The sequence below is a fragment of the Rhodoplanes sp. Z2-YC6860 genome (genome assembly GCF_001579845.1).
In the GTDB taxonomy this organism is placed as follows: domain Bacteria; phylum Pseudomonadota; class Alphaproteobacteria; order Rhizobiales; family Xanthobacteraceae; genus Z2-YC6860.
Genome location: NZ_CP007440.1, coordinates 6304705 through 6328071, shown reverse-complemented (window position 1 = coordinate 6328071; position 23367 = coordinate 6304705). Strand labels below are relative to the sequence as shown.

General features: G+C 66.7%; 22 protein-coding genes. 12 read left to right on the top strand and 10 right to left on the bottom strand.

The genetic code is table 11. The features are described from left to right. Genes cobN through RHPLAN_RS29595 form a run of 5 tightly spaced genes read left to right on the top strand, consistent with a single transcriptional unit; the run spans position 1 to position 6677 of the window. Positions 1–3324, top strand: a complete 3324-nt coding sequence (cobN, locus tag RHPLAN_RS29615) for a cobaltochelatase subunit CobN (RefSeq protein WP_068025987.1) — start codon at positions 1–3, stop codon at positions 3322–3324. After that, a complete protein-coding gene (gene cobG, locus RHPLAN_RS29610; protein ID WP_068025984.1) occupies positions 3321–4565 on the top strand; it encodes a precorrin-3B synthase in 1245 nt (414 codons plus the stop codon). Before cobN ends, cobG begins: the two co-directional genes overlap by 4 nt. After that, positions 4562–5197: a precorrin-8X methylmutase gene (locus tag RHPLAN_RS29605; protein WP_068025981.1), complete on the top strand. Its 636-nt coding sequence runs from the start codon at positions 4562–4564 to the stop codon at positions 5195–5197. The genes cobG and RHPLAN_RS29605 overlap by 4 nt, the downstream gene beginning before the upstream one ends. Next, the gene (locus RHPLAN_RS29600) at positions 5194–5919 is read left to right on the top strand and encodes a precorrin-2 C(20)-methyltransferase (RefSeq protein ID WP_068025978.1); all 726 of its coding nucleotides are present in this window, start codon (positions 5194–5196) and stop codon (positions 5917–5919) included. Before RHPLAN_RS29605 ends, RHPLAN_RS29600 begins: the two co-directional genes overlap by 4 nt. Beyond that, positions 5916–6677: a precorrin-3B C(17)-methyltransferase gene (locus RHPLAN_RS29595; RefSeq protein WP_068025974.1), complete on the top strand. Its 762-nt coding sequence runs from the start codon at positions 5916–5918 to the stop codon at positions 6675–6677. Before RHPLAN_RS29600 ends, RHPLAN_RS29595 begins: the two co-directional genes overlap by 4 nt. Here RHPLAN_RS29595 and RHPLAN_RS29590 read toward each other — a convergent pair. Beyond that, on the bottom strand, positions 6644–7408 hold the full coding sequence (locus RHPLAN_RS29590; protein ID WP_068025971.1) for a cobalt-precorrin-6A reductase: 765 nt from the start codon (positions 7406–7408) through the stop codon (positions 6644–6646). The two genes, RHPLAN_RS29595 and RHPLAN_RS29590, sit on opposite strands and share 34 nt — an antisense overlap. Between RHPLAN_RS29590 and RHPLAN_RS29585 the strand changes: the two genes are divergently transcribed. The 5 genes from RHPLAN_RS29585 to RHPLAN_RS29565 are packed head-to-tail and all read left to right on the top strand — an operon-like array spanning position 7407 to position 11921. After that, positions 7407–8654: a bifunctional cobalt-precorrin-7 (C(5))-methyltransferase/cobalt-precorrin-6B (C(15))-methyltransferase gene (locus RHPLAN_RS29585; protein WP_068025967.1), complete on the top strand. Its 1248-nt coding sequence runs from the start codon at positions 7407–7409 to the stop codon at positions 8652–8654. The genes RHPLAN_RS29590 and RHPLAN_RS29585 overlap by 2 nt on opposite strands. Beyond that, on the top strand, positions 8633–9037 hold the full coding sequence (locus tag RHPLAN_RS29580; RefSeq protein WP_198164555.1) for a cobalamin biosynthesis protein: 405 nt from the start codon (positions 8633–8635) through the stop codon (positions 9035–9037). The genes RHPLAN_RS29585 and RHPLAN_RS29580 overlap by 22 nt, the downstream gene beginning before the upstream one ends. Continuing rightward, positions 9034–9792, top strand: coding sequence for a precorrin-4 C(11)-methyltransferase (gene cobM, locus RHPLAN_RS29575; protein WP_068025964.1), 759 nt, complete (start codon positions 9034–9036; stop codon positions 9790–9792). The genes RHPLAN_RS29580 and cobM overlap by 4 nt, the downstream gene beginning before the upstream one ends. Positions 9793–9813: 21 nt before the next feature. After that, positions 9814–10608: a uroporphyrinogen-III C-methyltransferase gene (cobA, locus tag RHPLAN_RS29570; protein WP_068025963.1), complete on the top strand. Its 795-nt coding sequence runs from the start codon at positions 9814–9816 to the stop codon at positions 10606–10608. Beyond that, on the top strand, positions 10605–11921 hold the full coding sequence (locus RHPLAN_RS29565; protein ID WP_068025962.1) for a cobyrinic acid a,c-diamide synthase CobB: 1317 nt from the start codon (positions 10605–10607) through the stop codon (positions 11919–11921). The genes cobA and RHPLAN_RS29565 overlap by 4 nt, the downstream gene beginning before the upstream one ends. Here the strand turns inward: RHPLAN_RS29565 and cobT are convergent. Further along, the gene (gene cobT, locus RHPLAN_RS29560) at positions 11918–12970 is read right to left on the bottom strand and encodes a nicotinate-nucleotide--dimethylbenzimidazole phosphoribosyltransferase (protein WP_068032014.1); all 1053 of its coding nucleotides are present in this window, start codon (positions 12968–12970) and stop codon (positions 11918–11920) included. The genes RHPLAN_RS29565 and cobT overlap by 4 nt on opposite strands. A gap of 91 nt (positions 12971–13061) precedes the next feature. Between cobT and cobS the strand changes: the two genes are divergently transcribed. Continuing rightward, the gene (cobS, locus tag RHPLAN_RS29555; protein WP_068025961.1) at positions 13062–13844 is read left to right on the top strand and encodes an adenosylcobinamide-GDP ribazoletransferase; all 783 of its coding nucleotides are present in this window, start codon (positions 13062–13064) and stop codon (positions 13842–13844) included. Here cobS and cobF read toward each other — a convergent pair. The 8 genes from cobF to soxY all read right to left on the bottom strand — a co-directional run bounded on the left by cobF (position 13841) and on the right by soxY (position 22256). Beyond that, complete coding sequence (gene cobF / locus RHPLAN_RS29550) at positions 13841–14587, bottom strand: precorrin-6A synthase (deacetylating) (protein ID WP_068025958.1); 747 nt, start codon at positions 14585–14587, stop codon at positions 13841–13843. The two genes, cobS and cobF, sit on opposite strands and share 4 nt — an antisense overlap. A 203-nt stretch (positions 14588–14790) precedes the next feature. Next, positions 14791–15768, bottom strand: a complete 978-nt coding sequence (locus RHPLAN_RS29545; RefSeq protein ID WP_198164554.1) for a Bug family tripartite tricarboxylate transporter substrate binding protein — start codon at positions 15766–15768, stop codon at positions 14791–14793. Positions 15769–15787: 19 nt separating this feature from the next. Next, positions 15788–17005: an FAD-dependent oxidoreductase gene (locus tag RHPLAN_RS29540; RefSeq protein WP_068025954.1), complete on the bottom strand. Its 1218-nt coding sequence runs from the start codon at positions 17003–17005 to the stop codon at positions 15788–15790. A gap of 15 nt (positions 17006–17020) precedes the next feature. Then, positions 17021–17398, bottom strand: coding sequence for a VOC family protein (locus RHPLAN_RS29535; protein WP_068025951.1), 378 nt, complete (start codon positions 17396–17398; stop codon positions 17021–17023). Between the two features lie 68 nt (positions 17399–17466). After that, complete coding sequence (locus tag RHPLAN_RS29530; RefSeq protein ID WP_068025948.1) at positions 17467–19068, bottom strand: thiamine pyrophosphate-binding protein; 1602 nt, start codon at positions 19066–19068, stop codon at positions 17467–17469. Positions 19069–19578: 510 nt separating this feature from the next. After that, positions 19579–21261: a thiosulfohydrolase SoxB gene (gene soxB / locus RHPLAN_RS29525; protein WP_068025945.1), complete on the bottom strand. Its 1683-nt coding sequence runs from the start codon at positions 21259–21261 to the stop codon at positions 19579–19581. Between the two features lie 192 nt (positions 21262–21453). After that, positions 21454–21783 (bottom strand): thiosulfate oxidation carrier complex protein SoxZ, encoded by a 330-nt coding sequence (gene soxZ / locus RHPLAN_RS29520; protein ID WP_068025942.1) that lies wholly within the window; start codon positions 21781–21783, stop codon positions 21454–21456. Between the two features lie 20 nt (positions 21784–21803). After that, complete coding sequence (gene soxY / locus RHPLAN_RS29515; protein ID WP_068025939.1) at positions 21804–22256, bottom strand: thiosulfate oxidation carrier protein SoxY; 453 nt, start codon at positions 22254–22256, stop codon at positions 21804–21806. Positions 22257–22534: 278 nt separating this feature from the next. Between soxY and soxA the strand changes: the two genes are divergently transcribed. After that, on the top strand, positions 22535–23359 hold the full coding sequence (soxA, locus tag RHPLAN_RS29510) for a sulfur oxidation c-type cytochrome SoxA (protein WP_068025936.1): 825 nt from the start codon (positions 22535–22537) through the stop codon (positions 23357–23359). Positions 23360–23367: the final 8 nt, after the last annotated feature.

Below are 23367 nucleotides of genomic sequence, written 5' to 3'. Positions count from 1 at the left end.
ATGCATCTGCTCTCGACCAGCTCCACGAGCCTCGACGACATCGTCGAGCCGGTCGATCTTGGACAGACGCCGGGCGACATCGCGATCCTGTCGTTCGCTGACAGCGATCTCGCCGGGCTGGCGTCGGCATGGAATGCCGAGCGCGACGCGCTGCCGAGCGTTCGGCTGGTGCAGCTGCGCGATCTTAAGCATCCGATGTCGGTCGATCTGTGGATCGATCGTGTCGGAACCCATGCCAAGGTGATCGTGGTGCGGCTGCTTGGCGGGCTCGACTGGTGGCGCTATGGCGCCGACCGGCTGTCGGCGCTGGCGAAGGAGCGCGGCATCGCGCTCGCGATGCTGCCGGGCGAGGATCGCGACGATCCGCGATTGGCCGAATGCTCGACTCTCCCGGCGGATGGGTTGACGGCGCTGCTGGCGTATTTCCGTGAAGGCGGACGTGACAATTTGCGGGCATTGCTGCGCAGGCTTGCGCAGCTTGATTGTGCCGGACCGCGGCCATTGCCACGTTGCGGCGGTTACGCGCCCGCAGCGATTGATCTCGAGCGGCTCGTGGCGACCTTGCCGAACAGCAGACCGGTCATTCCGCTTGTCTTTTACCGATCGATGCTGCTTGCCGCTGACGTCGCGCCAATCGACGCGCTTGCGGCTGCGCTTGCGGCACGCGGTCTTGCCCCGGCGCCGCTGTTCGTGCCCAGCCTGAAAGACGCTGAATCAGCCACGTTCCTGCGCGACGCGATGCGCAGGCTGAAGCCTTCGGTCATCGTGACCACCACGGCCTTTGCCGCGACCGGTGAGGGCGCTGCAGAATCTCCGTTGGACGAGATGGGCGTGCCGGTGCTGCAGGCGGTGGTCGCGACGACCAGACGCGCCGCCTGGCTCGACAGCCCGCGCGGGCTCGGCGCCGCCGATCTCGCGATGCATGTGGTGTTGCCGGAGCTCGACGGCCGCGTGCTGGCCGGCGCCATCGCGTTCAAGAATCAATCTGCGCCGCTTGAAGGGCTGTCCTTCGCAGCCACGGCCAATCAGCCGGAGCCTGATCGCGTCGCGATGGTGGCCGATCGCGTCGCTGCTCTGGTGAAATTGAGAACAACACCGCGCGAAGAACGTCGGATCGCGGTGCTGATGCCGGACTATCCCGGCGCGTCTGGGCGCACGGGCTATGCGGTCGGTCTCGATGTGCCGGCGAGTGTGCTCGCGTTGCTCGACGATCTTGCGCAGGCCGGTTACCCGGTCGGCGATATTCCGGGTTCGTCGAAAGAACTGCTCGATGAACTCGGGCAGGCCGAAGTATCGATGCCGCTCGATGCCTATCGGGATGAACTGGTCCGATGCCCGGCCGATGTTGTCGAGCGTATCCATACGGCGTGGGGATCGCCCGAGACCGATCCCGACGTCCAAAACAACGCATTTCATTTTCGCGCGCAGTCCTTCGGCAACGTCACTGTCGCGCTGCCGCCCGACCGTGGCCGGCCCGCCGATCGCCGCAGCGACTATCACGATCCGTCGCTGCCGCCGCGCCATGCCCTGATGGCCTTTGGTCTCTGGCTTCGTCACCAGTTGAAAGCCGATGCGATCGTCCATATGGGCGCACACGGCACTTTGGAATGGCTGCCCGGCAAGGCGGTCGCGCTGACGGCCTCATGTTTCCCGGAGGCCGTGGTCGGGCCGCTGCCTGTGGTCTATCCGTTCATCGTGAGCAATCCGGGCGAAGCAGCCCAAGCCAAGCGCCGCCTCGCGGCGCTGACCCTTGGTCACATGCCGCCGCCGCTGGTCGGCGCCGATCTTTCGGGAGACGCGCGCGAACTCGAACGTCTGGTTGACGAATACGCCCAGGCCGACGGACTGGATCGTCGCCGGCGCGAACGGCTGGCGCGGCTCATCGCCGAGACCGCACAGCGGAGCGGATTGGCGCGCGAGGCCGGTGTCGGCGCTCAGGCGTCGCCCGACGAGGCGCTGCGCCAGATCGATGCCTGGCTCTGCGATTTGAAGGATCTCGCCATCAAGGACGGGCAGCACGTCTACGGCCGCGCGTCCGACGATGCCGACGCTTCTCGCGCGGCGAGCGCCGCGAACGAACGCAAGAGTCTGCTCGACGCGCTCGAAGGCCGTCGCGTCGCGCCGGGGCCGGCAGGCTCGCCGCACCGCGAGCGTCGCGACGTGCTGCCGACTGGCCGCAACATGTACACCGCCGATCCGCGCATGCTGCCGACGCCGACCGCGATGGATCTCGGCCGCATGGCGGCTGACGAGGTGTTGCGCGGCTACATGCAGACGCATGGAGATATGCCGCGCGCGCTGGTGATCGACCTTTGGGGCAGCGCCACGCTGCGCACCGGCGGCGAGGAGATCGCGCAGGGGCTCGCACTGATGGGCTGCCGCCCGGTCTGGGACTTGGGCACCGGCCGCGTGACGGGCATCGAGGTGCTGCCGTGCGCAGCGGTCGGCCGCGCCCGTGTCGATGTGACGTGGCGCATCTCCGGCCTGTTCCGCGATCTCTTCCCGGCGCAGATCGCGCTGCTCGATGCCGCCACGCAGGCGATCGCGGCGCGCGATGAGACGGCGGACGAGAATCCGCTTGCCGCAATCCGCCGCTCCGCAAACGGCCACGCTAAGATGGCGCTTGCCCGCATCTTCGGCACCGCGCCGGGCGCTTATGGGGCCGGTCTTGAAGACATGATCGGCCGGGAAGCCGACCGCGACGATATCGGCGCGGCTTATCTGGCCGCCGCATCGCACGTTTACGGCGGCGCCAATGGCGAGCCTCGTCATCAGCCCGGCGCCTTCGCCGAACGCGTCGCCAGCGCCGATCTGCTGCTGCACACCGGCGACGATCCGGCGCGCGACCTGCTCGAAGGCGCCGAGGACGCGGCGTTCGTCGGAGGTTTTGCGGCCGCTGCCGCGTCGCTCGGCCGCAATCCCGATCTGGTGATGCTCGACACCTCCGATCCCCAGCGGCCGCGCGCGCGGTCGCTTGCCACGGCGCTGGCGCGCATCGTGCGCGCCCGCGCGATCAATCCGCGCTTCATTGCCGGCCAGATGCGGCACGGCCCGCGCGGCGCAGCGGAGCTTGCCGAAACCGTCGATCGGCTGGTCGATTTCGCACACACCACCGGCGCCGTTTCCAGCACGCTGCTGGATCTCGTCCACGACGCCTATCTCGCCGATCCCGCCGTTCGCGCTTTTCTCAAAGCGGAGAATCCCGCGGCCGCGAAGGCCATGGCCGAACGTTTCGAGCAGGCGCGCCGCCTCGGCCTTTGGCATCCGCGCCGCAACGATGTCGAAGGCAGCATCGCCGAGCTTCGTGCGGAGGCTGTGTCGTGAACGCGCCGATGCGACGCGGCGCGTGCCCGGGCCTGTCGGCGCCGATGGCGACCGGCGACGGCTTGCTTGCGCGGCTCACGCCGGCCGGATCGACCATTCCGCTTGCGGCCTTCGCGGGCCTTTGCGCAGCGGCGCAGCGCCGCGGCAACGGGGTGATCGAGATCACCTCGCGCGGCAGCATCCAGTTCCGTGGGTTGACGCAAGTCTCGGCGGCGGACTTCGCCGCCGAAGTGTCGGACCTCGGCATTCCGGCGAGCGATGGCATTCCCGTCATCGTCGATCCGCTGTCGGGCCTCGATTGCGGCAATGTGTTCGATGCCGAGCCGGTCGCCAACGAACTGCGGCGCGCGCTGACAAGCGCTCCGTTGACCTCGCGGCTCTCTGCGAAACTGTCCGTCGCAATCGATGGTGGCGGTCCGCTTCATCTTGACGAGCTTTCGGCGGACATCCGGTTGCGGGCGATGCAGAGCGACGGCGAGCCGGACTTCCATGTCGCGCTTGGCGGAGGTGCGACAAGCGCGGTTCCGCTCGGCGTTATCGCTGCCCATCGAGCGGTCGAATGCGCGATGCGGCTGATCGAAGTCCTGGCAACGCTCGCTCCGCAGTCGCGGATGCGTCATGCCGTCGAGACGGTGGGAATCGACGGGTTCAAGTCGGCTCTGGACCGCATGATGGCCGCGGCCGCTGTTCCGGCTCCTCGGGCGAAGGCCGATCCCGTCGGCGTGCATGCGCTGCGCTCCGGCGATGTCGCCATCGGCATCGCCCCGTCGTTCGGCCATTCGGACGCCGAGAGCTTGCATTCGCTGGTCGATCTCGCCGCGCACGTCCAGGCGGCCGGGTTGCGCACAGCGCCGAAGCGGGCGCTGCTTCTTGTGGGCATTCCGGCCAACCTCGCGGCTGATGTCGTCGCCGCGGCGAAGGCCATGAACTTCATCGTCGAGGCAAGCGATCCGCGCCGCCGCGTGATCGCCTGTGCCGGCGCGCCGATCTGTTCGGCGGGTCAGATTCCGTCACGTGCGTTGGCGCCGGTCGTGGCTGACGTCCTGAACGGCACAGAGGCGCCAGGTTTCGTTCACATCTCCGGATGCGTGAAAGGCTGCGCCTATCCGGCCGCCGCGCCCATGACCATCGTCGGCCGCAACGGCGCCTGCGAGATTTATCGCGGCGACGATCGGGTCGGCTCTGCCACGGTCGATACCTTGCCCGAACAGCTTGGCCGGCTTATTCGGGTGCGGTCATGAGCGACCGGCACGACTATCTCCGCGACGGCACGGCGATCTACGAACGCTCGTTCGCGATCATCCGTGCCGAGACCGATCTGTCGCGCTTTTCGGAGGAGGAGGCCGATGTCGTGGTCCGCATGGTGCACGCCTGCGGCAGCACCGACGCGGCCCAGTACATCCAGTTCGGCCACGGGCTGGTCGCAGCAGCCCGCGCGGCGCTGCGCGCCGGCGCGCCGATTCTGTGCGATTCCGAGATGGTGGCGCATGGCGTGACGCGGGCGCGGCTGCCGGCCGGCAATGAAGTCCGTTGCACGTTGCACGATCCACGCGTCGCGGCGCTGGCGCAGAAGCTCGGCACCACGCGATCGGCGGCGGCGCTGGAGCTTTGGGCCGAGCAACTCGCGGGTTCGGTGGTCGCCATCGGCAATGCGCCGACCGCGCTGTTTCATCTCCTGGAAATGCTGGCCAAGGGTGCGCCGAAGCCAGCCGCGATCCTCGGCATTCCGGTGGGCTTTGTCGGCGCAGCCGAATCCAAGGAGGCGCTGGCGGTCGATCCGTCGGGCGTGCCTTATCTGATCGTGCGCGGGCGGCTCGGCGGCAGCGCCATGACGGCCGCCGCGATCAACGCGCTGGCAAGGGCGGGCCTATGAGCGGGCGGCTGATCGGCGTCGGTGTCGGGCCGGGTGACCCCGAGCTCATGACCTTCAAGGCTGCGCGCGCGCTGGCCGAGGCCGATGTCGTCGCGCATTTTGCCAAGGCGGGCAACGCCAGCAATGCACGGCGCATCGTCAACGGCCACGTACGCGCCGGTGTCGAGGAGCTTGCCTTGCTCTATCCGGTGACGACCGAACTGCCGCGGCATTGCGCGGAGTACGGCAAGGCGATCCGCGAGTTTTACGACCGCTCGGCCGTGGCGGTGGCGCGCCATCTCGATGCCGGGCGCACGGTCGCGATTCTCAGCGAAGGCGACCCGCTGTTCTACGGCTCCTACATGCATCTGCATGTGCGGCTGGCGCCGCGCTACCGCGCCGAGATCGTTCCTGGCGTCACCGCGATGTCGGGCTGCTGGTCGCTCGCGGGCGCGCCGATCGCGCAGGGCGACGATGTGTTCGTGGTGTTGCCGGCGACATTGCCCGAAGCCGAATTGGAACGCCGCTTTGCGGATGCCGATGCCGCCGTGGTGATGAAGCTCGGCCGTAATCTGGAAAAGGTGCGGCGCGTGCTGACACGGACCGGGCGGCTGTCGCGCGCCATCTACGTGGAGCGTGGCACCACGGCCGAAGCCGTCACCTTGCGGCTCGAAGACAAGCACGACAACGACGCGCCGTACTTCTCGGTCATTCTGGTGCCGGGCTGGGAGACGCGGCCGTGAGCGGCGCTCTTGCAGTGATCGGGCTCGGACCGGGGAGCCCGCAGACGCTGACGCCGGAAGCCGCCGCCGCGCTCGATCGCGCCGACGCGCTCTATGGCTATGGACCGTATCTCGATCGTGTGCCGGCGAAGTCCGGACAGACGCGCCATGCTTCCGACAATCGCGAGGAGGGAAGCCGCGCCGCCGCCGCGCTCCGCCATGCTGCGCAGGGCGCCAAGGTGGCGATGGTGTCGGGTGGTGATCCGGGCGTGTTTGCCATGGCGGCTGCGGTCTGTGAACAGATCGACCGCGGTGATGCCGCTTGGCGCAGTCTCGACGTGTCGGTCGTGCCGGGTGTCACCGCGATGCTTGCGGTTGCGGCGCGGGTCGGCGCGCCGCTCGGTCATGATTTCTGCGCGATCTCGCTGTCGGACAATCTGAAGCCGTGGGGTGTCGTCGAGCGCCGGCTCGATGCAGCGGCAGGCGCGGGCTTCGTCATCGCGCTTTACAATCCGATCTCGCGGGCGCGGCCCTGGCAACTCGGCAAGGCGTTCGAGCGGCTGCGGCAACATCTGCCGGCATCGACACCGGTGGTGTTCGGTCGCGCAGTCGGACGCCCCGACGAGAAGATCGGGATCTATAGTCTTGATGCCGTCGATCCGTCGGCAGCCGACATGGCCACGCTGATCATCATTGGCTCGCCGCTGACGCGCGTCATCGAGCGGCCGGGCCGATCTCCACTCGTTTACACGCCGCGCTTTGTCGAAGGCGGCCATTGATGGTCGAGCCACGCGACCACGCCGTGCGCGTCGTTGACCGCCGGAATGTCGGGAAGATGAGGGCGTCGCAGCATGATGACGTTGAGGCCCAGCGTTCGCGCGGCCGCGATCTTGCCATAGGTCGCGCTGCCGCCGCTGTTCTTGGCGACGATGGTGTCGATGCGGTGTTCCGACAGCAGCGCTTTTTCGTCGCTTTCGGGAAACGGGCCGCGGCTGAGGATGTAGGCCGCATTGGGTACGTTCAGCGGCGGATCGATCGGGTCGACGCTGCGGATCAGGTAATGATGTTGTGGAGCCTCGGTGAACGCCACGACCTCCTTGCGGCCGATGGCGAGGAACACGCGCTTCGGCTCTTTGCCGAGCGCAGCGACAGCGCCGGACATATCATCGACTTCGCTCCAGCGGTCGCCCGCGACAGCGCTCCAAGCTGGCCGACGCAGCGCCACGATCGGAACGCCAACCGACGCCGTGGCCTCGGCGGCATGCTGCGAAATGATTGCCGCGTAAGGGTGGGTCGCGTCGATCAGCGCATCGACGTGCTCGGCCCAGAGATAGTCGGCCAGACCCTCCACGCCGCCGAAGCCGCCGATCCGCACCGGAACCGGCTGCGCGGCGGGCGTCGCGGTGCGGCCGGCCAGCGACAGCACGGCCTTGATGTCGGCGCGGCCTGCGAGCAACCCCGCAAGCTGCCGCGCTTCCGTCGTGCCGCCGAGTATGAGAACGTTCCTCATGCCATCCGCTCATCCGCTCACCGCTGAGAGTGCCGCACCGCGCCGCTGGCTGTCCATTGTCGGGATCGGCGAGGACGGCATCGACGGGTTGAGTGCCGTCGCACGCGGCCTGATCGCGGACGCCGAGATCGTGTTTGGCGGCAAGCGCCATCTGGAACTGGCGAGGTCGCTGGTTCGCGGGGCGATGCGGCCGTGGCCGAGTCCGTTCGACCGCGCGCCCGCCGAAGTGATGGAGCAACGTGGGCGGAGCGTCTGCGTGCTCGCCTCCGGCGATCCGTTTCTTTATGGCGTCGGCTCGGTGCTGGCGCGCCATGTCGATTCCGGCGAAATGCTGGTCGTGCCCGCGCCGTCGGCCTTCAGCCTTGCGGCAGCGCGTATGGGCTGGGCGCTGCCGGACACGGCGCTGGTATCGCTGCACGGACGCGCGCTCGATCTCATTCGCCCGCATCTGCATCCCGGCGCGCATGTGCTGGCGCTGACATCGGACGCCGACGGGCCCCGTGCACTGGCGGCGTTGCTCAGCGACAACGGCTTCGGCGGAACCAGACTCACGGTGCTGGAAGCGCTCGGCGGTCCGCACGAGCGCGTCCGGACGTCGGCGGCAGCCAAGTTTAATTTGGTGGATGTCAGCCCGCTCAACGTGGTTGCGTTGGAGGTCGAAGCGTCGGCCGATGCCCGCATTCTGTCGCGTGCGCCGGGATTGCCAGACGCGCTGTTCGAACACGACGGACAGATCACCAAGCGTGAGGTCCGCGCCATCACGTTGTCGTCGCTCGCGCCGCGAAAAGGCGAACGGCTCTGGGACATCGGAGCGGGCTCGGGCTCGGTCTCCATCGAATGGATGCTGGCCGACCCTTCACTCCGCGCGATTTCCGTTGAACGACATCCGGAGCGGGCCGCGCGCATCCGGCGCAACGCCGCAGCCTTCGGCGTTCCGGGGCTGGAGGTCGTGGAAGGCCGGGCGCCCGATTGCCTCAAGGGTCTGTCGGTGCCCGACGCGATCTTCATCGGCGGCGGCGCAGCCGAGCCGGGCATGATCGATGCCGCGGTGGCCGCGCTTCGTTCCGGTGGACGTCTCGTGGTCAACGCCGTGACGCTGGAGACCGAGGCGGTTTTGCTGACGCGTCACGCCTCGCACGGCGGCGAACTGGTCCGCGTGGCGCTGTCGCGTGCCGATCACGTCGGCGGAAAGTTTGGATGGCGGCCGGCGATGCCGGTGACGCAATGGCTCTGGACCAAGCCATGATCGTCGCGGGCATTGGCTGCAAGGCGGGCGCATCGGCACAGGAGATCGAAGCGGCGATTGGCGCGGCGCTGTCGCAAGCGGGTCTTGCAAGCGGTGCGCTGGGGCTGATCGCAACGTCGCACGCGAAATCGTCCGAGCCCGGCATCGCGGCCGCGGCAACCGGCCGTGGGTTGAAGATGGTCGTCGTGCTACAGGTCGATCTGGTCGCCGCCGGCGCGCGCGCGTTGACGCGATCGGAACGCGTGCTGGCCATGACCGGCGTGCCATCGGTGTCGGAGGCCGCCGCACTCGCCGCCGCTGGCCCCGGCGCGCGACTCATTGCTCCACGCGTCGCTGTCGGTCCGGCGACTTGCGCGCTCGCCATCACGGGAGATACGCCGTGACGGTGCATTTCATTGGCGCAGGCCCCGGCGCTGCCGACCTCATCACGGTGCGCGGCCGCGATCTCATCGGCCAATGCCCGGTATGTCTCTATGCCGGCTCGATCGTGCCGAAGGAGCTCTTGCAATTTTGCCCGCCCGGCGCGCGTATCGTCGACACCGCGCCGATGTCGCTCGATGAGATCGAGACAGAATTCGTCGCGGCACGAGACAAGAACCATGATGTGGCGCGGCTGCATTCCGGCGACCTTTCGATCTACAGCGCGCTCGCCGAACAGACCCGGCGGCTGGAACGGCTCGGCATTCCCTATACCGTGACGCCCGGCGTGCCCGCCTTCGCGGCGGCAGCGGCCGTGCTGGGCCGCGAGCTGACGGTGCCGGAGATCGCGCAGAGCGTCGTGCTCACGCGGATGCCCGGCCGCGCCTCGGCCATGCCCGAGGGCGAAAAACTGGCCGCTTTCGCCGCAACCGGTGCGACGCTGGCCATTCATCTCGCCATCCACGCGCTCGACGCAATTGTGAGCGAACTGCTGCCGGTCTATGGCGCGGATTGTCCGGTCGCCGTGGTGGTTCGGGCGAGTTGCCCCGATGAGCGGATCCTGCGCGGCAGGCTCGGCACGATCTGCGCGCAGGTCGCGGCCGAGCCGATCGAGCGTACCGCGCTGGTGCTCGTAGGGAAGGCGCTCGCCGCGCATGATTTTCGCGAGAGCGCGCTGTACGATCCGGACTACCGCCGTCGATTCCGCGGCGGGCGATGACACGTTGAAGTTGCTGCTCTCATGAACCCGCTCGAAGCGCTTGCGGTCCTGCACGACCGGTTTCCGAAGATGGAGCCCGGTCATGTCTGGCTTGCGGGTGCAGGCCCTGGCGATCCTGGCATGCTCACGCTCGATGCGCTGGCGGCGCTGGCGCAGGCCGATGTGATCGTGCATGACGCGCTGGTGAACCAGAAGACGCTGGCGCTGGCCCGCCCGGGCGCCACGCTGGAATTTGCCGGCAAGCGCGGCGGCCGGCCATCGACGCAACAAGCCGATATCACGGCGCGGCTGATCGAGCTGGCGCGGCAGGGCCACAAGGTGCTGCGGCTCAAGGGCGGCGATCCCTTCGTGTTCGGCCGCGGCGGCGAAGAGGCCATCGCGCTCGCCGAAGCGGGCATTCCGTATCGCATTGTCCCGGGTATCACGGCGGGCATTGCGGGCCTGGCCACGGCCTCGATCCCGGCGACCATGCGCGGCGTCAACCAGGCCATCACGTTCGTCACCGGCCACGCCGATCCCGACTTCGACTGGAGCGCGCTGGCGCGCACCGGCCAGCCGATCGTGATCTATATGGCGATGCGCAACATCGAGCACATCACCGCGGCGCTGGCGCGCGGTGGCCTTGCGCCGGCAACCCCTGCGGCCGTGATCGTCGCGGCGACCTTGCCGGAGCAGCATATCGTGATCACCACGCTGGACCGCCTCGCCGGTGAGGTCGGCAAGCTCGGTTATCGCCTGCCGGGCCTGATCGTGATCGGCGAGATCGTGACGGTGCGGAACCAGCTTCTTCATCTCGTCTCCGAGGCGGCCCGGTGACGGCGCGCGGGTTGATCGTCTCGGCGCCGCGTTCGAGCTCCGGCAAGACCACGGTGACGCTCGGGCTTTTGGGCGCGCTGCGCCGCAAGGGCATCGCGGTGCGCGCGGCGAAGTCCGGGCCGGACTACATCGATCCGGCGTTTCATGCCGCGGCCACGGCGCAAAAGGGCGTCAATCTCGACAGCTGGGCGATGCCGCCCGCCGCCATCGAGGCGCTGATCGGCGAGGCCGCGCAAGCCTCCGACGTGCTGGTGATCGAAGGCGCAATGGGGCTGTTCGACGGCGTGCCGGGGGTGCCCGGCCGTTCGGGCGCGGCCTCGGACCTCGCGGCGCGCTTTGCGTTGCCGGTGTTGCTCATTCTCGACGTGTCGGGCCAGTCGCAGTCGGCTGCTGCGGTTGCGGCAGGCTTCGCGTCGTTCGATCCGAAGGTTCGTGTCGGCGGCGTGGTGCTCAACAAGCTGGGCAGCGATCGCCATCGCACGCTGATCGCCGATGCGCTGAAGCCGCTCGGCATCCCGGTGCTGGGTGCGATCCCGCGCGACGACAAGATGGTCCTACCCGAAAGGCATCTCGGCCTGGTGCAGGCCGGCGAACATGTCAATCTCGACGCGCGGCTGGCAAGCTTTGCCGAGATGGCGGCGCGGCATCTCGATCTCGATGCCATCATGGCGATGGCGGCGCCTTTGCCCGATCTTTCTTCGTCCACGGCTCCGACATTGAAGACGCCGGGCCAGCGTATCGCGCTTGCGTCCGATGCGACGTTTTCTTTCGTTTACGCGCATGTGCTCGACGACTGGCGAAGGAGCGGCGCCGAGATCGTTCCGTTCTCGCCGCTGCGCGACGAAGCGCCACCGGATCATTGCGATGTCTGCTGGCTGCCCGGCGGTTATCCCGAGTTGCACGCCGGAGCCCTCGCTGCTGCACAGCGTTTCAAGGATGGATTAAAGGAGTTTTCGCGCACGCGTCCGGTTCACGGCGAGTGCGGCGGCTACATGGTTCTTGGCGAGGGCCTGGAAGACGCCAGCGGCACAAGGCACGCGATGGCAGGCCTCCTCTCGCACGCGACGAGCTTTGCCAAGCGCAGATTGCATCTCGGATACAGACAGGCGCGGCTCCTGGCCGATCATCCGCTGGGTGCCGCAGGCGATGTCGTGCGCGGGCACGAATTCCATCACGCCAGCATCATTGACAAAGGCAGCGACGAGCCGTTCGTCGAAGTCACCGATGCGCAAGGCAAGCCCGTGGTGGAGACCGGAAGCCGGCGCGAACTTGTGTCCGGCACGTTCTTCCACGCCATCGCGCGCGAAAGTTAGTGCGGCTTGTTGGCGACGCCGGCTTCGGCAAACGTTGCCATGCCGTCGTGGCAGGCGAGCGCTGCGCGCAGCAATGACACCGCGACTGCCGCGCCTGAGCCTTCGCCGAGTCGCATGCCGAGATCGAGCAGCGGCTTGAGCTTTAAATCATCGAGCAGCATGCGATGGCCGGCTTCGGCCGAGACATGTGCTGCCTGCACATGATCGAGCGCATCGGTGCGGAGTTTTGCGAGAGGCGCAGCCGCCGCTGTGCACACGAAGCCGTCGAGCAGTACCGGGATGCGATGATGCCGTGCGGACAGCGTCGCGCCAAGAATGGCCGCCAGCTCGCGCCCGCCGAGCGCCGCAGCAACGAGAAGCGGATCGTCTGCGATGCCGACGTGCCGCGCCAGCGCCTTGTCGATCACCGTCTGCTTTCGTGTCAGCCCGCGATCGTCGAGGCCGGTGCCGCGGCCGGCCCAGCGCGCGCCGCCGCCTCCGAACAGCGCCGCGACGACGGCGGCAGCAGCCGTGGTGTTGCCGATGCCCATCTCGCCGAGACAGACGAGATCGGCTTCCGGCCGCACTGCGCGGTAGCCGGTCGTCACCGCGGCGATGAACGCCGCCTCGTCCATCGCGGGCTCGACGGTGAAATCCGCCGTCGGTCTGTCGAGATCGAGCGGGACCACGCGGAGCCTCGCCCCGACCGAGCCGGCGAGCTGATTGATCGCGGCGCCGCCGGCAGAGAAATTCGCCACCATCTGGGCCGTGACGGCGGCCGGGTAGGGCGAGACGCCGTGGACCGTGACGCCGTGATTGCCGGCAAACACCAATATGTCGACGGTATCGAGCCGCGGCGGGTTGCGGCCCCATCGCGCGAGCCAGGCGACCATGTCCTCCAGCCGGCCGAGGCTGCCGGGTGGTTTGGTGAGCTGAGCCTGGCGGGCCACGACCGCGGCTGCGGCTCCGTCGTCGCCCTTTGGCAGATCGAGGCACGCCTTGCGCAACTCGGCCAGCGTCTGGAACGGCGCAGCCTCCTGGTCGTCGCTGGCCTGTGTTGTTGCGCTCATGACGGTCTTTGGGTCGGGGGTTGTCAGGTTCACCATAACTGGCGAGGTGGGCACGAACAATTCTATAAGAACCTGACCGGGGGCCCGAGCCATGATCGACCAAGCCTGGCTGCGACAGCGCCTGACCGAGCTGAAACTCGGTTTCATGTTCCTGACGCAATTGCCGCTGCGGCATGACGCGGAGGTGGCGAAGGGAGACCTTGCGCGGGCGCTGTGGAGCGCGCCGCTGGTCGGTGTCGTGGTCGGATTTGCCGGCGCGATCGTGTTTTCGATCGCGCTCGTCCTGCATGTGCCGCTGCTGCCGGCCGCTGTGCTCACGGTGGCGGCGACGACTTTGCTCACCGGAGCGCTGCACGATGACGGCCTTGCCGACGTTGCCGATGGCTTCGGCGGCGGCGCGACGCGCGAGCGCAAGCTCGAGATCATGCGTGACAGCCGGATCGGGACTTATGGCGTGGTCGCGCTGATCCTGTCGTTCATGCTGCGGGTCTGCGCGATCGCCGAACTGGGCGACGACATGGCCGTGCTCGCGGCGCTGATTGCCGCTCATGCGGGCGGACGCGCCGCAATTCCGCTGTTCATGCACATCGTGCCATCGGCGCGGGCCGACGGGCTGGCGGCGGATGCAGGTGTGCCGTCGCAGACGGTGTCGCTTGTCGCCGTGGTGATCGGGGCTGCCGCGCTGCTGGCCGGCCTCGATATCAAGGGCGGCATCATCGCGCTGTTGCTTCTGGCCGGCGCCGGAGCCTTCATGGCGTGGCTCAGCTGGCGGCAGATCCAGGGACAGACCGGAGACGTGCTGGGCGCGCTGGAGCAGGTCGGCGAAATCATTGTGCTGCTCATCGCAGCCGCCATCGTCGCCACGCCGCGCTAGGTCCTTCGCAGCAGATACGTGTCCATGATCCAGCCGTGGCGGGCTCGCGCTTCGCTGCGCACGCGCTCGATCTCGGGGGCGCGTTCGCCGAGCGAGCCCGAGATCAGGATTTCGTCGGGCGTGCCGAGATAGGCGCCCCAATAGATATCGACATTGCTCTCCTTGACGGTCTTGAAGGTGCATTCGCCGTCGAGCATCACGACGGTGTCGTCGCCCGGCAGGCCATTGGCGAGCTGGCGCCCGGTGGTGACGTGGATCGGCCCGCCGATGCGGTTGAGTGCGATCTGATGCTGTGCGGCGAGCGCCTGAACCGCGGTGATGCCCGGGATGACGTCGAGCTTGAAGGTGACCGTCTTCATCGCCGCGACCTGATCGACGATGCGAAGCGTGCTGTCATAGAGCGACGGGTCGCCCCAGACCAGGAACGCGCCGTGCTGGTTGTCGGCGAGCTCGTCGCGGATCATGGCTTCGTAGATGGCGGCGCGCTTGTCGTGCCAGGTGGTCACTGCGGTTTCGTAGGAGGTTGGCTTGCGGTCGCGTGCCGCGTCCTTGGCTTCAACGGCGCGAAACGGCTTCTTGATGTAGCGGTCGCAAAGCTCGCGGCGCAGCTTGGCGAGATCGTCCTTGTTCTCGCCCTTGTCGATTAGGAACACGACATCGAGCGTTTCCAGCGCCTTGATCGCTTGCACGGTGATGTAATCGGGATTGCCCGCACCGATGCCGATGATGGAGAGCTTTCTCATCGCTTGCGTCCCGTTGGCAATGTCGCCTGGAACATATGCAAGCTGGTTCGAGGGGACGCAATGAAAAGCTCAGATTTCCGCGGTCATTCCGGGGCGCGCCGAAGGCGCGAACCCGGAATCCAGACATGCAGGCAGTCCCGATCGAACTGGATTCCGGGTTCGCGAGCTACTCTCGCGCCCCGGAATGACCGCGGAGTGTACGGCTATTGCTGCGCGCCGGCGATCTTGGCGGTCTTCACGACGTCTTTCCATTTGACGACGTCGGCCTTGATCCGCTCGGCCACCGTCTCGGGCGAGCCGGGCTCGGGGTCGACGCCCTGGATCTTCATCGCCTGCTGCACGTCCGAAGCGGCCGCGACCGCTGCCATGATCCCGTTCAGCCGCTTGACGATCGCGTCGGGCGTGCCTGCCGGCACCACGATCGCGGTCCAGAGACCGGCCTCGCAGCCGGGAACGCCGGCTTCGGCGACGGTCGGAATTTCCGGCAGCATGCCGTTGCGATGCTCGCCCATGACGGCGAGCGCGCGGAGCTTGCCCTCGTGAATCTGCTGCAAGGTCGGCGGGATGGTCGAGACCGAAAGCTCGATCCGGCCCTGCATCAGATCGATCATGGACTGCGCGGTGCCGCGATAGGGCACGTGGGTGATGTCGACCTGGGCCTGCCGCTTGAACAATTCGCCCGCGAGATGCGCGAGCGTGCCGGTGCCGGCGGACGCGTAACTCAGCGCGCCGGGCTTGGCCTTCGCCAGCGCCACGAACTCGGCCAAGGTCTTGGCCGGCATCTGCGGCGCACTGATCAGCACGAAGGGCGAGGAGCCGATCATCGCGACCGGGATGAAGTCCTTCACCGGATCGAACGGCAGGCTGGTGTTGAGCGCCGCGCTTGCCGCATGCGTCGTGGTGTTGGCAAGGCCCAGCGTGTAGCCGTCGGGGGCGGCTTTCGCGACCGCATCGGTGCCGATGATCGTGCTGGCGCCGACGCGGTTCTCGACCACGATCTGCTGGCCGAGCTTTTCGCTGGCCTTGGCGGCGACGATGCGGGCGATGGTGTCGGAGCTGGAGCCTGCGGCGAACGGCACGATCAGCTTGACCGGCCGCTCGGGCCATTCGGCAAATGCCGGCGCGACGAATGCAGCGCTGGCGACGGTCACGGACATCAGAAACGCAGCAATCCGTCGCACGGCACTGTCTCCTGGAGCTCTACAAAATCTGCTCGGCCTCGCGCAGGCTGTCGAACAGCGCGGTGCGCAACAGGAATTTGCGCGCCAGCGCAGGATCCTCGGCCTGGCGCCGCAACTCGTCGTGATTGCGCTTGCGCACAGCCGGGTCGCGCTCTTCCAGAAGCCGCTTGTTGCGGATGGTTCCCGCCTGCGTGTGCTGGACTGCCACATGCCGCCGCTGCCGTTCGTATCTGTCGAGCTCTGCATCATCGGCAGAGCCATGCAGGATGCGGGCCAGCTTGTCGGCGAGATTAAAGGCGTCGTGGACGCCGCTGTTCAGCCCCATGCCGCCGATCGGGCTGTTGACGTGAGCGGAGTCGCCCGCGAGCACCACGCGGCCGACGCGAAACTTGGCCGCGACGCGCTGGTGCACGGTGTAGAGGTTGCAGCCGCAGATCTCGAACTCGTGGTCGATGCCGAGAAATTGCTGGAGTCGTTTCTGCAGCGCCTCGGGCCGCTTCAGCTCGTTCTCGTCGTCGTCGATGTTCGTCGGGAAATGGATACGCCAGCGATCCGGCGGGCCTTTCCAGTGGAACAGGTTGGAGTACTCGACCGGATCGGAGATGTAATTGCGCTCGGTGTAGCCGTGCTTGCGGAAATCGTAGGCCACCTCGATGTTGATGGTGCGCTCCGGGTAGGTGAAGCCCTCGAATTCCAGGTTCAGATCCTTGCGCGCGATGCTGCGCGCGCCCTCGGCGCTGACGAGGTAACAGCCGCGGATCGTCTCGGCATCACCCGCCGCATTTTTCACCTGCACCAGCACGGCGTCGGCGTTCTGTGTGAAGCCCAAGAACTCCGTCGCCATCCGCACGTCGATCAACGGGTGCGCCTTCGCGAGCTTCAGCGCCTCTTCGATGATCTTGATGCGCTCGCACTGGAGCACGAACGGAAATTTGGTGTCGTCCTTGAGCAGCGCGTGATCGAACTCAGCGATCAGAGCGTTGTCTTGGCGATCCCAATAGTGAAATTTGGGAGCGATGAGCCCGCGGGGCTCCATCCTGTCGTAGAGCCCGATGCGGTCGAAGAACTCGAGCGTGGTGGGGTGGTTGGAGCCGGCCCGCGGCACCTGATCGAGAAAGTTCTCGTCCGTCATCGACTCGACGAGAACCACTGAAACGTCTTGTTGCGCGAGCGCGAGTGCGAGGCACAGGCCAACCGGGCCTGCGCCCACCACCACGATGGGATCGGACTTCGACATTGACGCCAGCGCCGGCTATTTCGCCGGCACCACGTCCTTCACGGCTCCGGCCCAGCCGGTGTGAGTCAGGTCGAAAACGAGCCCGGTCGGGCTCTTGTATTTCGCCTCATAGAACGACTTCGGCGAGGTCGGCCGTCCGGCGAGATATTCGCCGCCGGCATTCACGACCTTCTTCTCGGCCGCATCGAGGTCGTCGACCCACATGCCGAAGTGATAGAGGCCGAGCTTCTCGTCGCCCTCCTTCTTCAGCAGCGCGACATTGAAAATGCCGTCCGACATGTAGATGCCGCGCCGTGCCGTGCCGGCGCGCTTCATGTCGAAGGCCTCCTCAAAGAACTTTGCTGAAGCTTCCGGGTCTTCAACGATCACGGCGATATGGCGCAGCTTGGACATAACCAAATCCTTCTATTGTTGAGCACATGATGCGGCGAAGCGGCGGGCCGCGCAATCCTCACGCCGCATTAGTCGTAGACCGTTTCGACATAGTGGTCGGAGTCGACGACGGCCTCGATCACGGTCGGTCCCTTGGCCTTGAGCGCGGCCTTCACCGCATTTTCCAGCGTCTCCGGGCTGCGCGCACCGACGGCGGGCACGCCGAAGTAATGCTGCGGCGGCTCGGTGTACTCCTCTTCCTGGAGGTCTGTTCCATAGAGCGGAAACTGGCGGCGGATCTGCTTCACCTTGATCAGCGCGAGCCACTTGTCATCGAGCACCACGATCGGCAGCGCGAGTCCCATGCGCTTGGCGACCGCGACCTCCCCGCAGGTCATCTGGAAGCAGCCGTCGCCAATCAGGCAGACGACAGGCAGATCGGGCCGCGCGAGTTTCGCCGCGATCGCGCCGGGCAGGCCGAAGCCCATCGACGACCAGCCGTTGGTGACGTGGAAGCTCTTGGGTGTGTAAGCCGTCCATTGGCTCGCGATCTGATGGGTGTGCGCGCCGACGTCGAACGAGAGCAGCCCTTCGCGCGGCAGCGCGCGGCGCACGGCATCGATCGCGGCGTGCGCCGTGAAGGTGTTGCTGGCGGGCCTGAGCGCCGCATGAAACGCGCGGCGGTGCTCGGCGAGTGCCGACGGCGTCCAGTCATGGGTGGTGGCGGGGAGCGTGGCGAGCTTTCCGAGCGAATGGTCGAGATCGCCGGTGACTTCGTGCGCGACGTTCACCGACGGCGCAACGTCGACCTTGTCCATGTCGATTTGCAGGAGCGGCACCTCGGCGATCCAGGCTTCATACTCGACCTCGATGGTGTCGTAGCCCAGACCGACGATCAGATCGGCGGAGCGGAGAAGCTTGCGCTGATGCTGGCGGCAGGCGCGCTCGATCACACCGATGGAGAGCGGATGATCCTCGTCGATCATGCCCTTCGCCATGGTGGTGGTGGCAAACGGCAGGTTGTGACGCTCGATCACCTGGCGGAGGAGGTCGGGCTTGCCGAGCCGCATCGCGGTGGAACCCAGAACCGCAATGGGCCGCTTGGCCTTGGCGATCAGCTCGTGGGCCTTGGCGATGGCGGCGTCGGAGGCTGGGGAAAGAGACGTCGCGGGCTTGGCCGCAGCGAGCTCTTCCTTTGCTGGCGCGAGCGCCACGTCCTCGGGCAGGTCGAGATGCACCGGCCCGCGCGGCTCGCTCATGGCGATCCGCACGGCCTCGTTGATGGTTTCGACGATCTTGCCCTTCTCCAGCCGGAACGACGCCTTGGTGATCGGTTTGAACAGCGCATGATGATCGATCCACATCTGGATACGCCGGCCGAGCTGCTCGGTGACCAGATTGCAGGTGATGGCGATCATCGGCGAGCGGTCGAGCCAGGCGTTGCCGACGCCGGTCGTGAGGTTCGTCGCACCCGGGCCAAGCGTTGCGATGCACAGGCCGGGCGCGCCGCTCATGCGGCCGGTGACGTCGGCGGCAAAGCCCGCGGACCCCTCATGGGCGGTGAGCACGAAATCGACGCCGCCTTTGCGCATCGCCTCCATCAGCGGCAGCACGTTGCCGCTTGGGATGCCGAAACCGCGGCGGATGCCGGCGGCCTTGAGGGTGGCAACGATCAGATCGGCATTGTTCATCAAGCTTCAGCCCTTTGTTTTGCCGGCCATGTATTCCAGGCTCTCCGGCAATGCTCAAGGGGCGGATTTCGTTTGGGCGGGCGCCATCTGCGCCATTCTATGGGGGCGGGCAAGACGGGCTGTGGGGGCTGCGTGAGGATTCGGCGGCCGCTCCTCACGCTCAACTCGTTATCGCCCGCAGGCCCGGCCTTTGGCCGGACAAGCTCCTGCGGGCGATCCGGCCTCTCGCGAAGAGGGTGCTACTGGAGCCCCGTCTAGAACCGGATGCCGGCCAATTGCAGAATGCCGACGGACAACGCCGCCAGCATCACGGCGCCGGCCACATAGCGAAACCTGGTGAGACTGCTGTTTTGCTCAAACATATCCATCCTCGTTTTGTTATTTGCGGATTTTCCGCAGCAACAGCAGAAGGCTGAATGACCGCACGTTGACAATATCGGCGGTCGAGACAAATGGACGCGTCGTTGCGCGGGAACCGCGCTGTGTAAAATTCTCAGCGAGCGAAAATTTTCAATTGCCGATGACGCGCACGTGGCCGGCGTCACGCGGCGCGACGGTGCGCTGCCGCTCGATATGCCGCATCACCACGTCCCAGATCGGCTGGCCTTCGGTGCCTTCGTTGACGCTGGCCCAGCCCGCGATGGTGTAGTCCTTCGCCGGGTCGAGCGGCTGGCCGGTGCGCAGCAAGGTGAGATCGCCGATGCGGCGGCCGGCGGCCTGCGCGATGTCGATCGTGTAGGACAGGCCGCCGGTGCGAACCATGTCGCCGCCCTGCTGGTAGTAGGGATCGGGATTGAACAGGTTGTCGGCAACGTCCTCCAGCACCTCCTTCAGCCGCGCGCCGGTCATCGTGGTGCGGTAGGCCGCCGGATAGGTGAGGGCGGTGGCGTTGTAGATGTCCTCGCGGGTGATGTCCTGGCCGGGAAGGAGCGATGTGCCCCAGCGGAAACCGGGCGACAGCGCGATCTCGGCGTCGCGTTCGGCGAGCAGTGCGTCGCAGATCACGTCGTCGAGCGTGCCGTTGAAGCTGCCGCGGCGGTAAAGAAGCGTCTCGGTGCGGCCGATGGTCTCTCCGAGCATCTTTTCATGCGGCGCGCGTACGGCCGCGATCTTCGCTGCCATCTCGGCGTCGGGTGCGATGGCGTCGGAGAAGATCGGGATCAGCTTGAAGCGATAGTCCTTCACCTTGCCGCCGCGCACATCGAGATCGAGCCGCGACACGAACTTGCCGTGGCTGCCGGAAGCGACGAGCAGGGTCTTGCCGACCTTGACGACGTCGGGCAGCGCGTCGTGGGTGTGTGCGGTGAGAATCACGTCGAGCCCGCTCACGCGGCCGGCAAGCTTGCGGTCGACGTCGAAGCCGTTGTGGGAGAGCAGCACCACGAGTTCGGCGCCCTGCTGCCGCGCCTTGTTGGCGTTGGCTTGCAGGTCCTCCTCGCGGATGCCGAACGACCACGTCGGCATCATCCAGCGCGGATTGGCGATCGGCGTGTAGGGAAAGGCCTGGCCGATCACCGCGATCTTGACGCCGCCGCGCTCGATCATGGTCGTGGCGTCGAAGGCGGGCTCATTCCATTCGGTGTCGCGGACGTTCTGCGCGAGGAATGGAAAGCCGAGCTTTTCCGTGATCTCCTTGACGCGTTCGGTGCCGAGCGTGAACTCCCAATGGCCGACCATGGCGTCGGGCTTCAAGAGCGCCATGCAGTCGACCATGTCCTGGCCTTTGCTCTGCATCGACGTGAAGCTGTTCTGCCAGGTGTCGCCGCCGTCGAGGAAGAGCGTGCGGCCGGAGCGCTCGGCGCGGATCGATTTCACCACCGTCGCGATGCGGTCGAGGCCGCCAAGCCGGCCGTAGCTTCTGGCGAGCGCCGCGAAGTCGTCCGAGGTCAGCGCATAGGCCTGCGCGCTTTCGGGCGGAATTTTGTAAAGGTCCAGGAGATCGCGGCCGGTGAGATGCGGCACCTTTCCGCGTGCTTCGCCGACCCCGATGTTGACCGACGGCTCGCGGAACAGCACCGGTTTGAGTTGGGCGTGAAGGTCGGCGAGATGAACGAGCGTGACGTTGCCGAGCGGCTCGAAGCGAAGGAGATCGTCCTGCGTGAGGCGATGCTGCGCGAAGCCGCGGCTCCATCCGGCGGGCGTCAGCGCGGCGGTGGCTGCGGCGACCTGAAGAAATTCGCGCCTGGAGATCATGTGTAACGCCGCCTCTGCTGCAGCACCGGCGGTGTTCACCCTCCCCTGGAGGGGGAGGGTCGACTGCCGAACGGAGTTCGGCAGTCGGGGTGGGGTGATCCTTGCAGCAAGAAGTTCACCCCACCCCGCTCGCTTCGCTCGCGACCCTCCCCCTCCAGGGGAGGGTGACAGTGCGTGTTGCGCGACCGAGCGCTAGCTGACCGTAATCGACTCTTCACCCGTGATGGTCGAGCCATCGTCGTCGGTCCAGGTCAGCACCACGGGGCCCGACGCCTCGGCCTTGAACTTGAACTGGATATACGGGTTTGCCGAGATCGCAGTCTCGAAGTCCGCGGCGAACACCTGCTTGCCGGCGACCGTGCAGACAAACTTGTTGAGGATCTTGCGCGGCACGATGGCGCCCGAGGTGTCGCGGCGGTTGCCGGTCTCCATGACGTGCTGCACCAGCGCCTTCACCTCGACGAGTTCGCCCTTCTTGGCTTCCTTCTTGTCGAGCTTGATGCGGGGTTTGACGGCGGCCATTGTTGTTCTCCTTGTAACGATCAGCCGCCGCAGCCGCCGATCGTGACCTTCACCTGCTTGCTCGCGAAGTAGAACGAGCCGTCGTTCATCTTGGCGACTGCGGTGACGTCCTGCGTCGCCGCGAGACGGATGCGGGTGTTGGCTTCGGCCACGCCGCTCGCCGGCGAGAAGTGAAAGGTGACGACACCCGAGCGCGGATTCTCGTTGGCGACCACCAGCACGTCGGTGACGTGGGAGGCCTCGGTCATCGGGCTCTCGACCGTCACGGTCATCGGCACGGTGTTGCCGTTCTCGGCGATCTCCGGCAGGTCGAGCTTGACCTTGCCTTCGATCGGCGTCTTGCCGCCGGTGAATTTCTTGATCGCCTCGTCAGCGTCGTTCTTGGCGAATGCCGGCGGCGCGCCAAGCGCGAGAGCGCCTGTGGCTCCGGCGGCAAGCGCCAGGGCCTCGCGGCGATTGAAAGTCAGCGTCATGGTGTTCCTTCGATCCCGAACTGCGGGCTGTACATAGCGTATCGTGCGCCGGAATGGGAGCCGCTTGGGCCGGTATGGATGACGCATGCGCCGTCGCGGCAGCGCGGGCGATACGGCGCAAGAGCATTCCGCGGCGCAGCAGAACGCGAGCTTTTCATGCCACGAACTGGCGCTATCCTGGCACAAACTGGTTGCGGCGCTGGGCACGCTTGACTTGAAGCGCGCCGCCAACAATGTCGGCGCCTGGAACATCGAATTCAGAACTGCCGGAGGCGTCATTGAGAACAACAGCCCTTGTTGCAGCGGCCTGCTGTGCCGTTTTGACGCTTTTGAGTTTGCCGGCCCGGGCGCAGGACGACACCGAGAAGGCGATCGAGAAGTATCGCCAGATGCTCAAGGAAGACCCCTGGAGCAATCCCGGCCTGCTCGATTCCGACCGCGGCGAGGCGCTGTGGACCACCGCGGCCGGCCCCAAGAAGGCGACGCTCGAGCAATGCGATCTCGGCAAGGGGCCGGGCGTGGTCGATGGCGCTTTTGCGGAGCTGCCGCGCTACTTCGCCGATGCCGACCGGGTGATGGACCTCGAGACGCGGCTGATGTGGTGCATGGAGAAGCTGCAAGGGCTGAACCATGCCGACCTGGTGAAGAAGCCTTATCCGGCTGGCGGTCAGCCTGTGAAGGACCTCGGCGCAATCGCAACCTACGTGGCGGTCAAGTCGAACGGCCAGAAATTCGCAGCCAGACTCGACAAGCCGCAGGAGCAGGCGATGGTCGCATTCGGTGAGGCGATCTTCTATCGCCGCCAGGGACCGAACGATTTCGCCTGCGCGACCTGCCACAACGACACCGGCCGCCGCATCCGCCTTCAGGGCCTGCCGTTTCTGGCGCAGCCCAAGGAGGCAAAGGAGGTGGTCGGGCAGTGGCCGGCCTATCGCGTCTCGACCACACAGGTGATGACCATGCAGCACCGCCTCTACGATTGCTACTGGCAGATGCGGATGCCGGAGCTCGAAATGGGTTCCGACGTCAGCGTGGCGCTGATCGCGTATCTCACCAAGAATGCCGAAGGTGGCGAGATCGCCACCCCGGGCTTGAAGCGCTGAGCGGGAGC